The 14730-nt window shown below is 69.0% G+C and carries 13 protein-coding genes; 4 read left to right on the top strand and 9 right to left on the bottom strand.

Annotated elements, in window-relative coordinates; genetic code table 11:
• Positions 1 to 294 precede the first annotated feature (294 nt).
• The 3 genes from ACGF7Y_RS24565 to ACGF7Y_RS24555 form a co-directional block, all read right to left on the bottom strand.
• Complete coding sequence (locus tag ACGF7Y_RS24565; RefSeq protein WP_393236887.1) at positions 295 to 1131, bottom strand: alpha/beta fold hydrolase; 837 nt, start codon at positions 1129 to 1131, stop codon at positions 295 to 297.
• Positions 1128 to 1715, bottom strand: coding sequence for a TetR/AcrR family transcriptional regulator (locus tag ACGF7Y_RS24560; protein WP_393236886.1), 588 nt, complete (start codon positions 1713 to 1715; stop codon positions 1128 to 1130). Before ACGF7Y_RS24560 ends, ACGF7Y_RS24565 begins: the two co-directional genes overlap by 4 nt.
• A 275-nt stretch (positions 1716 to 1990) precedes the next feature.
• Positions 1991 to 2662, bottom strand: coding sequence for a hypothetical protein (locus ACGF7Y_RS24555; protein ID WP_393236885.1), 672 nt, complete (start codon positions 2660 to 2662; stop codon positions 1991 to 1993).
• Positions 2663 to 2680: 18 nt separating this feature from the next.
• Here ACGF7Y_RS24555 and ACGF7Y_RS24550 point away from each other — a divergent pair, with 18 nt between their 5' ends.
• On the top strand, positions 2681 to 2935 hold the full coding sequence (locus ACGF7Y_RS24550) for a hypothetical protein (protein ID WP_393236884.1): 255 nt from the start codon (positions 2681 to 2683) through the stop codon (positions 2933 to 2935).
• Between the two features lie 50 nt (positions 2936 to 2985).
• Here ACGF7Y_RS24550 and ACGF7Y_RS24545 read toward each other — a convergent pair whose 3' ends face one another.
• Both ACGF7Y_RS24545 and ACGF7Y_RS24540 read right to left on the bottom strand, forming a co-directional pair.
• Positions 2986 to 3846 carry a haloalkane dehalogenase gene (locus tag ACGF7Y_RS24545; RefSeq protein WP_393236883.1) on the bottom strand — a complete coding sequence of 287 codons (861 nt, stop codon included), beginning with the start codon at positions 3844 to 3846 and terminating at the stop codon, positions 2986 to 2988.
• Positions 3847 to 3930: 84 nt separating this feature from the next.
• A complete protein-coding gene (locus ACGF7Y_RS24540) occupies positions 3931 to 6729 on the bottom strand; it encodes an ATP-binding protein (RefSeq protein WP_393236882.1) in 2799 nt (932 codons plus the stop codon).
• A 277-nt stretch (positions 6730 to 7006) separates the two neighbouring features.
• Here ACGF7Y_RS24540 and ACGF7Y_RS24535 point away from each other — a divergent pair, with 277 nt between their 5' ends.
• From ACGF7Y_RS24535 to ACGF7Y_RS24525, 3 genes are all read left to right on the top strand, one after another.
• Entirely contained in the window at positions 7007 to 7363 is a 357-nt protein-coding gene (locus ACGF7Y_RS24535; RefSeq protein WP_393236881.1) for a VOC family protein, read from the top strand.
• 55 nt (positions 7364 to 7418) lie between these two features.
• Positions 7419 to 7892 (top strand): iron chaperone, encoded by a 474-nt coding sequence (locus tag ACGF7Y_RS24530; protein ID WP_393236880.1) that lies wholly within the window; start codon positions 7419 to 7421, stop codon positions 7890 to 7892.
• Between the two features lie 506 nt (positions 7893 to 8398).
• Complete coding sequence (locus tag ACGF7Y_RS24525) at positions 8399 to 9607, top strand: cytochrome P450 (protein WP_393236879.1); 1209 nt, start codon at positions 8399 to 8401, stop codon at positions 9605 to 9607.
• A 98-nt stretch (positions 9608 to 9705) separates the two neighbouring features.
• Here the strand turns inward: ACGF7Y_RS24525 and ACGF7Y_RS24520 are convergent, their stop codons facing one another.
• The 4 genes from ACGF7Y_RS24520 to lpdA are packed head-to-tail and all read right to left on the bottom strand — an operon-like array spanning position 9706 to position 14622.
• The gene (locus ACGF7Y_RS24520) at positions 9706 to 10980 is read right to left on the bottom strand and encodes a dihydrolipoamide acetyltransferase family protein (protein ID WP_393236878.1); all 1275 of its coding nucleotides are present in this window, start codon (positions 10978 to 10980) and stop codon (positions 9706 to 9708) included.
• 18 nt (positions 10981 to 10998) lie between these two features.
• Positions 10999 to 11982 (bottom strand): alpha-ketoacid dehydrogenase subunit beta, encoded by a 984-nt coding sequence (locus ACGF7Y_RS24515; RefSeq protein ID WP_393237348.1) that lies wholly within the window; start codon positions 11980 to 11982, stop codon positions 10999 to 11001.
• Positions 11983 to 12001: 19 nt separating this feature from the next.
• Positions 12002 to 13159, bottom strand: a complete 1158-nt coding sequence (gene pdhA / locus ACGF7Y_RS24510) for a pyruvate dehydrogenase (acetyl-transferring) E1 component subunit alpha (RefSeq protein WP_393236877.1) — start codon at positions 13157 to 13159, stop codon at positions 12002 to 12004.
• 11 nt (positions 13160 to 13170) lie between these two features.
• Positions 13171 to 14622: a dihydrolipoyl dehydrogenase gene (lpdA, locus tag ACGF7Y_RS24505; RefSeq protein ID WP_393236876.1), complete on the bottom strand. Its 1452-nt coding sequence runs from the start codon at positions 14620 to 14622 to the stop codon at positions 13171 to 13173.
• Positions 14623 to 14730 lie beyond the last annotated feature (108 nt).

The raw sequence follows: 14730 nt of genomic DNA, 5'->3' as shown, positions 1-14730 counted from the left end.
GGATTCCGCTGTGTGGAAGTCACTGAGAATATAGTTGCCTGAAATGGAATCAGCCTTGGACCGGGGCGAGTGGTGGCCGACCGCCTACCGGAATCCGCTGCCGCCCGCTGGATGTCTCCGTGCGCCATTCACTGGGCGACGGCGATCCATCGCGTCGGCGAGGGAGTGGGCAGCCGATCCTGCCCGTCGGCGCCGGAGTACGGAGATGCCGGAGTCGTGATGCGAACGCAGCCGCGACGGATGCTCGGCTCGGCCCGATCGAGGTTTGCGAGCCGCCCGGTTGTCACGCGGTGATCAGTTCACGCGGGCGGCCAGCAGCAACTCGAGCATCAGTTGCACGAACTCATCAGGCGCGTCGGTGAATCCGCTGTGTCCACCGGAGAACTCGGTCAGCGGGATGTTCAGTTGCTCGGCGAGGGTCTGGGCGGGACGGTACGGGAGTTTGCCCCTGCTTTCCCGGCCCGCCCCCAATACGAGGCGGTCGGTGACCGGTTCCAAAGCCACTACGTCCGGGAGGTGGGACGTGATCGTGCGCAATTCGTGTCTCATGTTGCGCGGCGCGTTGGCGTGCAGACGTTCGATCATCGCCGCCGCCCGCGGTGAGAGCTGGGCCGCATCGGGCATCCGCACGCCTCCGCCGATCCCCTCGAGAAAACGCGCGCCCGCGGCGGCGAGGCCCTCGGTCTCGAACAATTCGTACACTTCGTCGACGAACGCCTTGTGCTCGGCGGCGTCGGGCAGCACGCCGAAAGACGGCGGCTCGTGCGCGATCACCAGCCGCAACCGCTGGGGATGGCGGGCGAGCAGGTCCAGCGCGACCACCGCGCCGCCGCTGCCTCCGAAGACGTAGGCGTCTTCGCCCGCGGGTGTGAGGTGCTCGAGGAGCAAGTGAGCGTCCTCGCTCTGCACCTCGACCTCGATCTCGGCCGGTGGGCCGGGCTCGAGCACGCTGCGCGAGTAACCGCGCGGGTCAATGGTGACCACGGTGAAATGCTGGGCGAGAGGCTCGAGAATGGGATCGAAGACCGCCGCGTCGCCTCCGCTGCCCGGCAGCAACAGCAGCACCGGTCCGGCGCCGCTCACCTCGTAGTACAGCGTCGCTCCCGGGACCTGCAGAGTGCCGGATCTCATGGTTTCTCCTCGTCGTCGGTCGGCCACTGCTCGAGGGTGAGGTGCAGGGCGTCGATGATGCGTTCCCAGGAGTCGGCGGTGGAGCGTGCGTGCCCGAAGCCGCCGGTCGCCTCCAGAACGCTGTATCCGTGAAAGGTGCTGCGCAGCAATCGGACCGCGTCGGTGCTGTCGGGTTCGGCCAAACCGTAGGCGCGCAGCATGCCGTAGGTCAGTTCGACGGCGCGCAGTGCGCCGGTCGTGGTGTGCGCCACATCGGGATCGAATGGGAGCTGGGTCGCGGCGTAGCGCCCGGGGAAGCGCAAGGCGTAGTCCCGCCAGGCGTGGGCGTATGCGGCCAGTGCGTCGCGTCCGGCGCGTCCGGCCACCGCCGCGGCGATCAGATCGGTCTTCTCCGTGGCCGCCAGGGCAGCTACTCGCGCGCGGAGGTCCCGGAGATTCTTGACGTGGGAATACAGGCTCGCGTCCTGGACGCCGAACCGCTTGGCCACCGCCGACATCGTGACATTGTCCAATCCGACTTCGTCGGCGAGATCGGCCGCGGCGCGCGTGATCCGCTCCGCGGTCAACCCTGCTCGAGCCATCATGCACACCTCCGAAAACCTACGATGCCTAGTTTATAGACTAGGTACATTAGGTTATGCAACTCGCGGAGTTCGGCGATGAACCACGTCTTCCGGTCCCCGAGCTCCTGAAGCCGCTGAGAAGTGCAAGGAAGGAACGGTTGCGGCGTTGGCAGTGGCCGGTGGCCGAAAAGAAAGGGGCGCGCCCACGCCCCGCTGCGGACACGTCCGCAGCGGGGCCCTCGGTGAGGTCTACGGCGCAACCAGATCGGGAACAGGCCAGCGGGTCGGCGGCTGATTCACGTTCGCGTGGTTGCGGAACTCGGCTGAGCCGGTGTCCGGACGGCTATCTCGCCGCTCAATGCGTAGTCGCCGGACAGGCGTAGTCCGTCTCCGCTCCAGAATCGGCCCGGGTCGTACCAGTCGGGGCTACGGTGCGAGGGCAGCAGTCCCATCGCTTGATAAGTGGCGGCGACGATCTCGGCGCAATACGCGTTCTCCAGTTCCCGGGCAGCCGATCGACTCGGCGCGCGGCGGGGGAGGCGGGCACGGCCGCGTAGCCAGCGCCCCGCCATGCCCGCGGTGGTCGGGAACGGGGTGCCGTCGAGGCGGGCGATGGCGCGCAACGCGCTGTCTTCCATCTCCCGGCTGACCGAAGGGTCCAACTGGCGCAACCAGGCCCGCTGACCGTAACGGTGCGCCCACACGAGCACGGCGTCACGCAAGTTGTGCAGCTGAGCGCCACGGTGGGCGGATCCCGACCACATGTCGGTCAGGGATCGTCCCAGTTCCGCGTGCCAGATAAGCGCGGGCAGATCGTCGATCACGACGGACATCCCGACATGGTTCACCGGGCTGTTCGTCGTCATCCGGATCACCCGGTCGGCCGTGGAATGCCCACGGAAAAGCCAGATGTCGCCCGTTCTGGTGACCTCGACCGCTCGGTCGAGACTGATGCCCGTCCCCGTCATGGTCGTAGCCTATGCGGTATGAGGTGGTGGAAGGCAGTGGGATTGGCGGGTGCGGCCGGTGTGGTCGCCACCGGTGTCGTGGTGGTGCGCGCCGAGCGCCGCCGCCGCGCCTATACCCCCGACCAGGTTCGCGAACAACTGCACGCGCGATTCGCCCAGGCGACATCGGTCCCGCAAACCGTCGGAGCCGCTGCTGGGGAACCGCGGGGCGTCACCGGCATCGGCGGGCGTATCCGACGATGGTTCCGTCGCCGGTCCGGGCAGGACGACTAGGCAAGACGCGTCGAGCTGCACCGGATCGATGGGACGTTCATCGATCGTATTCACGGGAACCGCTGCGCGATCGCGGCCGCGATCACGTCCGGTGCGTGTTCCTGGATGAAGTGCCGCGCGCGCGGCAGCTCGACTACGTCGAGATCGTGGAAGGCGGCGCGCATCCGCGGGATACAGGCGTTCGGGCGGAACACCATGTCCCGCATCCCCCAGACCAACAGGGTCGGTTTGTCGCCGAGCAGGACGGGCACGTCTCGGGCCAGTTTGTCCAGCAGCGGGCCTGCGGCACGAATTTCCCTGGGCGTCACGGCGAGTGCGGCCCGGGCTTCCGCGGTGGGCTGCACCAGGCGATAGTGGTCGGCCTCGGCCGCGGTGAGCTTGCGCCCCAGTTCGGCGAGCAGGACGCGCTCGACGAGAAAATTCTGCTCGAGTATCCGCCGCTGCATCGGAGTGCTGCTCATGATCATGCTGAAAACCCGATTGGCCATCGCTTCGGTGGGCCAGAACGAGGTGTTGCCCAGCACGATCCCTCTCACCCGATCCGCCCGTGCGGTGACCGCGCCCAGCCCGATGGGTCCGCCCCAATCCTGTCCCATCAGAACGAACCCGTCGAGCCGCAGGTGATCGATCAGCTCGCCGAGGACCGCGGTGTGCTCGCCGATCGTGTAGCCGAAATCCGCGGGACGTTCGGATAATCCGAACCCGGGATAGTCGACGGCGATACACCGATACCGGCCGCGCAGGTCCTTCACGATGTGACGGTAGAGGAAACTCCACGTCGGGGCGCCGTGACAGAACAGCAGCGGCGGCCCGGCCCCCTCGTCGATGTAGTGAACCCTGCCGACGGACGAGTCGAACCAGCGCGACTCGAAGGGGTACAGATTCCCGTCGGGAACGAAGTCGATCAGCATGGGGCCCTCCCTCCCTCCGAGACAGGCTACCTCTGATGCGCCCCCGCTCGCCGAGGGCATCCACCGGCCCCGCGCCGCAACGGCCTACGAAACGAGGGGAGCCATTGGGGCCGAGCCGAGATCGGCGAGCGCGGCCGCGCCGCGGGCGGCATGATCGCCGCCGGCGAGCACCTCGGTCCGCGCCGACTGGTAGCGGCAACCGGCGGCGTCGAACGCGGCTGCCGTCGCGAGCAACCGCTGCCGGTCACCGGCGTGCAGTGCTTCGGCTCGCTCCACGATCGCGCCGGCGACAGGGTTTCCGGCGACGATGGTCTTGGCCTCGGCCAAGCGGTCGCCGGCATCGGAGGCCCCGGCGAGTACGGCCGCCTCGGCCCGCAGCGCCACATACCAGTGCAGCCAGATCCACGTAACCCATCTCCACACTTCACCGGGCTCGGCCGCCAGCCGTTGCAGCGCCTCGGTTATCTGCCCGCGGTGGAGCATGACGAGTGCGTCGAAGACCGCGCCGTATCCGTGGGTCTGTGCTGGTGGCGTGCCGAACCCGTGCAGTGCAGCGTCCCATTCGCTCCAGGCGTCGTGGTCGCCGCGCAGGTTGTGGATCATCGCCACACCGGCTACCGCAGGTCCCAGGACCGACTTGGCGGGGTTGCCCGCCCGCTGCCACGCGTCCAGGAACCGGACGCTGTGGGTGAGTACCTCATCGACGTTGCCCGCCAGCGCGTCGGTCACCAGTAGCCAGCTCGTCGCACGATGGCCGACCTCGGCGAGCAAAGGATGATCCGCGAGCTGCCGCGCCCATCGGCGCGCGCCGCGCAGGTCCCCCGCGCCGAGCTCGGCCTCGGCCGCCTCCCCGAGCGCGTCGATCAGCTCGTGGGTGCCGGCCGGGGTGTTCGTGGTGGACTCCAGCAGCGCCATCCGCCGCCGCGTGATGTCCGCGGCGGCGAAAGTGTCACCGGCCAAGCTGTGGGCACCGGCGAGAGTGTCGAGAGCGGCGGACTCGGCCAGCGGGTCGCCCGTGCGGTGCGCGAGTTCGACCGCCCGTTCGGCACGCTCGATGGTGTGCGCCGCAGCATCATCGGGGGAGTGCCCTCCGGTGAGGGCATCGGTGAGCGCCCGCCCGGTGTCGGCCAGCGCCACGGCGGCCTCGGCGGCCGGGTCGTCCCCCGCGAGCTGCCGCGCCTCGGTGATGAGTGCGGCCGCCTCCTGCGGCGGCAGGGGCCGGACGAACTTGCTCGCGAACCGGTACGCGTCGGCGGCTGCGGTCGCCAGGTCCCGGGCGGCGCAGGCGCGGTCACCGGATCGGAGGGCGGCGTCGGCGGCCGCGCGGCGCAGGCGGTGCATGTCGTCGCCCCGCATCTGGCACCCGGCCGCGGAAGCGGCGTGGCGCAGCATCGAGGCGGCGGTGGCCGGGTCGTCCGCGAGCGCGGCCGCCTGCTCGTAGCGCATCTGGGACTCGCCGATCAGATTGCGGGTGAAGCACAGTTGCGCCAGCTGCCGGGCGAAGCGGGCGGCCTCCGCGCGCTGCCGCGGCTGGTCGCCCGCCCACGCCATCGCGGCGCGGAAGTCGTCGGCCACCGCGTCGAATCGTGGCCGCCAGTCCGTTCCCACCACCGCCAGCTCGGCAGCCGCGGCCAGGCACCAGCTCAGGTGACGGGACCGGATGTCGTCCAGCTCATCCGCTTCGGTGAGCCGCTCCATCCCGTACTGGCGGATGGTCTCCAGCGCACGGTATGCGGTACCGCTCGGGGATGCCGTCACCACCAGCAGGCTCTGCTCGGCGAGCCGGGCCAGGCCGTCGGCGACAACGCTCCTCTCGCAGGCGGCCACCTGTGCCGCGGCCGCGACGGTGAACGACTTCATGAATACCGACACCCGGCGCAGCAGCACTCGATCGTCCGGCTCGAGCAGGGCGTGACTCCAGTCCAGCGCTGCCCGCACCGAGCGGTGCCGGTCCTCGGCGCGCGAACCCCCCGCCAGCATCCGCAGCTGGTCGGACAGTCCGGCTTCGAGGCCGTCGAGCCCGAGTGTGGTCCAGCGGGCGGCGGCCAGTTCGATCGCCAGCGCCACCCCGTCCAGCCGCGCACAGAACGCGGCGACATCGTCGCGCAGCGCATGATTCGGCGGCCAGCCGCCCGCGGCCGCGCGGTCCATGAACAACTCGACCGCATCCGATGCGCCCTCGCCGGTCAGTGACATCGGCGGGACGGCGTACACCCGTTCGAACGGAACCATCAGCCGGGCCCGGCTGGTCGCGAGCACCGTCACGCCAGGGCACGTCGCGAGCAGCCGTTCGATGAACGGCGCCACCCCGTCCCGCACGTGTTCGCAATTGTCGAGCACCAGCAAGGCACGACGGTCGGCCAGCGCGGCAGGCACGGTCTCGTCCATGGCACGGCCGGGTTGCTCGCCGAGACCGAGTGCGAGGGCGACCGTGCCGGCGACCACGCTGGTATCCGCGCTGGTGATCGGGACCAGGTCGACGAACCACACTCCGTCGGAGAACTCGCCTGCGATCTGCGCCGCCACCGACAGCGCCAGCCGGGTTTTGCCCACTCCGCCGGGGCCGACGGCGGTTACCTGCCGATGTTTCGTGATCATCTCGGTCAGTTCGGCCCGCTCCCGTGCCCGGCCGACGAACGAGGTCAGCGGTGTCGGCAGAACCGGCGCCGGGTGCGTCCGGTCGGCGCGAGGCCGATCGGACGCTCGCTGGGCGAGTGCCCGCCGATCCGGCACCTCCAGCTTGCGCAGAAGCGAGGAGACATGGCTCTCCACGGTGCGCACGGAGATGAACAGCCGCGCCCCGATCTCGGCGTTGCTGAAATGTTCCCCCACCAGCGCCAGCACCTCGGCCTCCCGAGTCGAGATCTCCACCGTCGCCGCCATGGCACCGATTCTGCCGTACGCGCGCCGCACTCATACTCCGCGGTCGGTTTCCGGTGGTGGGGAGCTGATTCCGGCCTGTCCGCGCCCCTCACCACGGACCGGTTCCGCGCGGCACCCCGGCACCCACCGTGGGTGATCCGTGCCGCGTTCCGTGGTCGGTTCCGTGGTCGCCACGGATGTGCGCAGGTGGCGCCGAAAGAGATGCTGAGAGCACGTTCGGTTCGCCGCGACAGGGCGGGTACCGGGAACAACCAGACCGGCGAGTTCAGGAGTGATCATGACCAGCTCTTCCACCCAGGGAATCAAGACCGTGCTGCATCCGGTGGCCGACCTGGCGGCGGCCAAGGCCGTGTATGCCGCCCTGCTCGGCGTGGCGCCGCAGACCGACACGTCCTACTACGTCGGTTTCGAGGCCGAAGGCCAGCACATCGGGCTGGTGCCCGGCGGCGGCCCGCAGGGCATGACCGCACCGGTGGCCTACTGGCACGTGCTCGACATCGAGGCGAAGCTGGCCGAGTTGACCGCCGCGGGCGCCACCGTGTCGGAGCACGCCCACGACGTGGGCGGCGGCCGCCTGGTGGCCACCGTCACCGACACCGACGGCAACGTGCTCGGGTTGATCCAGGACCGCTGAGCGCCGAATCCCCGACACCACCCTCATCCACGATCACCGCGAAGGAAACCAGCTCATGACCACGCAGCAGTCCGCTACCCGCACCACCGCGAAGACCAAGGCTTCCGTCGGATTCACCGACGAGGAACGAGCCGCGATGAAAGAACACGCCCAAGAGTTGAAGACCGCCGCGCGCCGCGGTTCGCGAGCGGCCAAGGCGGACGGGGAGAATGACGTGCTCGCGAAGATCGCGGGGATGCAGGAATCCGATCGGGTCATCGCCGAACGACTGCACGCCATCGTCAAAGCCTGCGCTCCGCAGCTGTCGCCGAAACTGTGGTATGGCATGCCCGCCTACGCCAAGGACGGCAAGGTCCTGTGCTTCTTCCAGAGCGCCGAGAAGTTCAAAGCGCGGTACGCGACATTCGGTTTCAACGACATCGCCGCACTCGACGACGGCGCCGTGTGGCCGACCGCCTTCGCGCTCACCGAGCTGACCGCCGCCGACGAGGCGCGGATCAGTGACCTGGTGAAGAGGGCGGTGGGCTGAAGAACCGGCCTGCCACTGCGCCCCAGTGGCAGGCCGAGCACGGAAGCCGCCGTCATGCTGATCTCGCTACGCGCGGACGGCGTCGCAGGCTGTGGCAGGTTCCCGGTTCTCACCGACACCCCTGCCCAGCGCAGCTACCCGGCCACCGGCTCCTTGCGAGGCGCGTCCGGACCGGACGAATGTTTCCGCTGCGGACCTGCACTGTTGCCGAATCCCATGTGCGGCGGCATTGCCCGCGCGAGGGAGGCGATCGACGATCGGTGCTGTCGGAGAATCATCCGGCAGCGAATTCAGGGGGGTGGAAGTATGCGGCGGTATGTCGGCATGCTCGTTCTGCGCGTCAAACGGTCTCGGGTCACGCATTCCTATCTCTACGTGAGCTGTGATCAGTGGCCGCCGTTCCCGAGCTGAGTGCCGACGGCCGGGCGAGGCGGAGAATTCCCGGCCCGCCCGGGCGTCCGCTCGTCGGCGATCTCGTGAGCTATCAACGCGATCCGATCCGGTGGATGGTCGGCGCACACGTCGCCTACGGCGATGTCGTGCAACTCGCACCCGGAATCGTGGTGCTCTTCGATCCGGACGCCGTGCACCGCGTGCTCACCGAGACGAACGTGAACTACGTCGTCGATTCCGGGCGCCTCGCCGGTGCGCGCAGCCGCCGCGAACGCCTGTCCAGACTGGACACGTGGAAACTGGTTCGCCGGGACCTGTGGCACGGATTCGACACGGATTTGGTCGATGCGCACATTCGCCGGTATCGCGAGTGGATGGGCAGTGAACTCGTCGACCGCGACGCCGGGCTGGTGGATGTCTGCCGTGACCTCTGCGGCCGTGGAATCGTCGATTTCTACTTGGGCGGCGACAGCGGCACCGCGGCTCTGGTCACCGAGATCCGTGCCGCCGCCGACCAGCTGTTCGCCCGTTCGCTGGAGTCCCTGGACCGAGCGGAAGCACGCGTGCCCTGGTGGCCGAGACCACGCGCTGCCCGAGCGGGTTCGGCCGACCAGAGGCTCGTCGAACTCCTGGGCGAGGCCATCCGGCGGCGCGCCGCCGCGCGCCGTTCGGCACGCCCTCGTGACGGCCTCGACGTGCTTCTCGCGGGGTGCGGCGGCGCAGCGGACGATCGGCTCCTCGCAACGCTGCGCATGGCTTTGTTCGCATCGCACGGAGTGCCCGGTGTCGCATTGTCCTGGCTGCTGCTGCGGCTGGCCGACGATGCAGGCCTGCGGACCCGAGTACTCGGCGAACTCGGAGACCATCCGACGGTCACCGGATGGGTCGCCACCGACTTCCCCTACACCATGGCAGTGATCCGTGAGACGCTACGCCTGTGCCCACCACAGTGGATTCTGTCGCGTACCGCGGTGCGGGACACCGAGATCGGCGGGTACCGGGTCAAGGCGGGTTGGGAGGTCGTCATGTGCCCTTACCTGTTGCACCGCGATCCCGGCGCGTGGGCCGAGCCCGAGCGGTTCGATCCCGGCCGCTGGTCGGATACCATCCCGCACCCCCGCCATTCGTATCTCCCGTTCGGCTCCGGCACCCGCATCTGTCCGGGATCACAACTGGGCGTACTCGAGATGGTCTTGGCCGTACAACAGCTGTTCACCCGCTACGAGCTGTCACTTCCGGAATTCGACACGGTGACACCGGCCTTCACGACGTTGCTGCAACCGGCGAACGTCACGCCCGCGTGGCGCCGCCGACGGGGGTAGCGGCGTGGCTCGACCAGCAGCTCGAGGCCGGACGCGCCTGCTGCCGGGTCGGTCGGAGGTGAATCGCAGCCCGCTCGGGGAGGGTGATGGCCGTAGCGTCAGGTCACTATCCGGAGGGGATGTTCGAGCAGGCCTTTCAGCTGTTGCAGGAACTGGGCGGCCACGGCTCCGTCGATGGCGCGGTGGTCGGCGGACAGGGTGACGCGCAAGATTTTCCTCGTCACCACTCGGTCGTCGTCCAGTCGCAGTTCGTCGGTGGCCGCGCCGACGGCCAGGATGGCGGCCTCCGGTGGGTTGATCACGGCGGTGAAGTGCTCGATTCCGAACATCCCCAGGTTGGAGATGGTGAAGGTGCCGCCGGTCATCTCGTCGGTGCGCAGCTTGCGCTCGCGGGCGCGTTCGGCCTTGTCGCGGCTTTCGGCGGCGATCTCCGACACGCTCTTGCGATCGGCATCGCGCAACACCGGGACGAGCAGGCCCGCGGGAGTGGCGACGGCGATGCCGAGGTGCACTCCGCGGTGCCGCAACAGCTTGTCGCCCGCGAAGGAGACGTTGACCGAGGGGTTCGTCCGCAGCGTCACGGCGACGGCCTTGACCAGCAGATCGTTGACACTGACCTTTCCCGCGCCGGTCTGCGCCAGCGTGTCGTTGATCTGCGCGCGGAAGCCGAACAGTTCGGTGACATCGATCGCGGAGGTCAGATAGATGTGCGGGGCCTGCTGTTTGCTCTGTGTCAGCCGCGTGGCCGAGACCCGTTGAACGGTCGTCAGCGGGATCTCCTCGTAGTCACCCGGAGCCGCAGAAGAGGTCCCGGCCGAGGCAGCGGGGACGACTTCGGTCGGTGAATCGAGTTCGGCTGCGCGATGGGCGGATTCGACATCCTGCCGGACCACGCGTCCGCCCGGGCCGGTGCCCGCCACGGTGGAGATGTCGACACCGAGTTCGGCGGCGATCTTGCGAGCCAGCGGCGAGGTCTTCTTGCGTTCCGGCGTTGCGTGGGCGCCGTCGGTGGCGACCGGAACCGCGCGGCCGCCCTGCTCGGGGCCGTTGCCGGGACGCGGTGCGGGCGCTTGCTCGACGGGCGCGGCGGCGGCCGGGGTCGGCGCGTTGCCGCTCACACCGGTCGCGGCTGTCGCACTGCCGTCGCCGATGAGGCCGATCGGGGTCCCGATCGGCACCCGCGCGCCCTCGGCGGCGAGGATCTGCTCGAGCACGCCGTTGTCGTAGGCCTCGAGCTCCATGAGGGCTTTGTCGGTTTCGATCTCGGCGAGGATTTCACCTCGTTCGACCGGATCGCCCACCTGTTTGAGCCAGGAGACGATGACGCCTTCCTCCATGGTGTCGGAGAGGCGGGGCATGGTGATTTCGGGCATGGGATGCGTCCTCGGGTCTCAGCGTCGTTTGCCGACTGCCGCGAGGGTTTCCACCGCGGCGGTGTACAGCGAATCGGCCGACGGCAGGGCGAGCCGTTCGAGCGGCTTGGCGTAGGGCAGCGGCACCTCGGCCATGGCCACCCGGCGAACCGGAGCGTCCAGATAGTCGAAGGCGCCGTCGGAGATGGAGGCGGCGACCTCGGCGCCGATTCCGTAGGTGAGCCAGTCGTCCTCGCCGATCACGGCGCAACCGGTCTTGCGAACGGACTCGACGAGGGTGTCGCGGTCGAGCGGACGAAGGCTGCGCAGGTCGACGACCTCGGCGCTGAAGCCGTCGGCGGCGAGTCGCTCGGCGACCTCGGTGCAGACCGTGGCCATGCGGGAGTAGCCGATCAGCGTGATATCGGAGCCGGTCCTCGTGACAGCGGCCTTTCCGATCCGGGCGGCCGGAAGCTTCTCCGGCACTGCGCCTTTGGTGTTGTAGAGCGACAAGTTCTCCAGGAACAGCACCGGATCGTCGTCTTCGATGGCGGCTTTGAGCAGCGCTCGCGCATCGGCCGGAGTGCTGGGCGCGACCACCTTCAGGCCCGGCACGAAGGCGTAGTACAGCTCGATGTTCTGCGAATGTGTCGCGCCCAGTTGCTGTCCGCCGCCGCCCGGGGTGCGGATGACCATGGGCACGCTGGTCTGTCCTCCGAACATGCCGTAGATCTTGGCGGCGTGGTTGACGATCTGATCGAGCGCCAGCAGCGAGAAGTTGATCGTCATGATCTCCACCACCGGGCGCAGGCCCAGCATGGCGGCGCCGATGGCGGCGCCGACGAAACCCTCTTCGGCGATGGGGGTGTCGCGCACCCGTTTCTCGCCGAATTCGGCCAGCAAACCCGCGGTGATCTTGTAGGAGCCTTCGAAGATGCCGATCTCCTCCCCGATGAGGAAGACATCGCCGTCGCGCCGCATCTCCTCGCGGAGGGTTTCGCGCAGCGCCTCGCGATAGGTCATGACAGCCACGGTGATGTCCTTAACTGGTGAAGAGCGGATCGGCGGGCAGGCGGCGCGAGTCGCCCGCCACGGGCGTCGCGTAGTTGTAGTCGAACAGGCTCGACGGCTGCGGGTGCGGACTGCTCGCGGCGAATTCGACCGCCGCGGCGACCTCGGCGTTCACCTCGGCTTCCAGCGCGGCCACGGACGAATCGCTCAATACACCGGCGGCGAGCAGCGCGTCGCGCCACCGGACGACGGGATCGTTGCTCCGGGCGATCGACACGGCCTCTTCGGTGCGGTATTTCGCCGGGTCCACCACCGAATGGCCCTTGAGACGGTGGCTGACCGCCTCCAGCAGCGCGGGTTTGCGTTCGCGCCGGGCGGTTTCGATCAGCTCACCGGCCATGTCGCGCACGGCCAGCACATCGGTGCCGTCCACGCGCTCTCCGCGCATGCGGTAGGCGGCCGCGCGCTTCCACAGATCCGGTTCGGCGGAGGAGCGTTCGACCGTGGTGCCCATCCCGGTCTGATTGTTGATCACGAGGAACACCACCGGCAGATTCCACAGCGCCGCGATGTTCAACGACTCGTGGAAGGCGCCGATATTGGTGGTGCCCTCGCCCATTTGGCACACCACCACGTCGTCTTCGCCGCGATAGTCGATGGCCAGCGCCGCGCCGACGGCCAACGGCACCTGACCGCCCACGATGGCGTAACCGCCCAGCAGGCGGGTCGCGGTGTCGTACATGTGCATGGAACCGCCCCAGCCCTTGGAGGTGCCGGTGGAGCGGCCGTAGAGTTCGGCCATGACCCGGCCGGGCTCGATGCCTTTGGCCAGCGCGTAGCCGTGCTCACGATAGTTGGTGAACAGGTAGTCGGTCGGGCGCATGGCCGCGCCGAGCCCGACCACGGTCGCCTCTTCGCCCAGGTTGAGGTGACAGTAGCCGCCGATCTGGGCCTGCTGGTAGCTCTGTGCGGTGCGCTCCTCGAACCGGCGCACGAACAGCATGTCGCGATACAGTCCGCGCAGCGTGTCGGGATCCTCCGCGGTGATGCGCGCGTCGACCGGGGCGGTGACGCGGGTTTGCGTGGAGGCATCGTCGATGCCGCGATCCTCGGCGATCGACGCGGACGGACGCGTCGCCGACCGAGTCGTCTTGCGACTCGGTTTGCGGGGGGTGGTGCTGGTGGTCACGGCAGGGCTCCTCAACGCTTCCTGGGCGCGATGTGCACGGGCAGTCCGAGGCCGGCCAGGGCCGCCTCCATGCCGATCTCGCCGAGAGTGGGGTGGGCGTGGATGGTGTCGGCGAGTTCGTCGAGGGTCGCCTCCAGGGAGATGGCCAGCGCGCCCTCGGTGATCAGGTCGCTGGCCGACGGGCCGATGATGTGCACGCCGAGCACTTCTCGATGACGCTGCCCGGCAACGATTTTGACGAATCCCTCGGTCTCGCCGAAGGTCTGGGCCCGGCCCAGCGCGGCGAAGGGGAAGCGCGCGGTGACGACCTCGTGCCCGGCGGCGCGGGCCTTCGCCTCGGTGAGCCCGACGCTCGCGATCTCCGGGTGGGTGAAGGTGGCGGCCGGGATCGCGGTGTAGTCGATGTGCGCCGGGTGACCGGCGATCACGTCCGCGGCGGTGAGGCCCTGATGCGAGGCGACGTGCGCGAGCAGGGCGCGTCCGGTGACGTCTCCGATGGCGTAGACGTGCTCGACGCCGGTGCGCAGCTGCTCGTCGACGGGGATGAAACCGCGAGCGTCGGTGTCGATTCCCGCGACGTCCAGTCCGAGATCGGCGGTGTTGGGCCGGCGTCCGACGCCGACCAGCACCACGTCCGCGTCGAGTTCGCGCGCGTGCTTGCCGGTCACGCTCACCCGCAGCGCGTCGCTGCGCGTGATGGCTTCGACCGTGGAGCCGGTGAGCACGGTGATGCCGCGCTTGGTGAACGATCGTCCCAGGGCGGCGCCGAGGTCGGCGTCCTCCAGCGGCACCAGGGTGTCCTGCACTTCGACGATGGTCACCTGAGTGCCGAAGCTCGCGAACAGGCTGGCCCACTCCGCGCCGACCGCGCTGCCGCCGATGACGACGAGGCGTTCGGGCACGTCGGTCAGCCCGAACGCGCCGTCGGAGGTGATGACGCCCGGCAGGTCCGCACCCGGGATCGCCAGTCGCGCGGGCACCGATCCGGTCGCGATGATCACGTCGGTCGCGCTGATCGCACGGGTGGCGGTGGCCGTCGGCGCGGCGGCGTAGCGGGGGCCGCCGGGGAAGACCGGCGACTGGGCTGCCTCGAACACCTCGACACCGGTCGGGCCGGTGAAGCGGGCGTGACCCTCGATCACCGTGACATCGTTGGCGGCGAGCAGGCCCGCCACGCCGTCGGTGAGTTGCTTGACGATGCCGTCTTTGCGGTGGCGCACCGCGGCGAAGTCGTAGCGCACGTTGTCGGCATAGATGCCGAAATCCGCTGCGGTGCTCAGTGTTTGGAAGATCTCAGCGGATCGCAGCATCGCTTTGGTCGGAATGCAGCCCCAGTTGAGGCAGACCCCGCCCGGGCGCTCCTTCTCGACCAAGCCGACCCGCAGGCCGCGTTGGGCCGCGCGGATGGCGGCGACATATCCGCCGGGGCCGCCGCCGACCACCAGGAGATCGAAATCCGGCACTCGTGGTGCTCCTCGTCCTCGATGATTCGATCCACCCTCGGTTGTGGGGTGGATCATCGCTATCGAGTGTTGCCGTAGCGAAGTGCACAGACAATTGCCACGAAGCCC

It is taken from the genome of Nocardia sp. NPDC047654 (assembly GCF_043205035.1).
Lineage (GTDB): Bacteria > Actinomycetota > Actinomycetes > Mycobacteriales > Mycobacteriaceae > Nocardia.
Note: the sequence above shows the minus strand (reverse complement) of the source record. Positions and strands in the feature narration are given on the sequence as shown.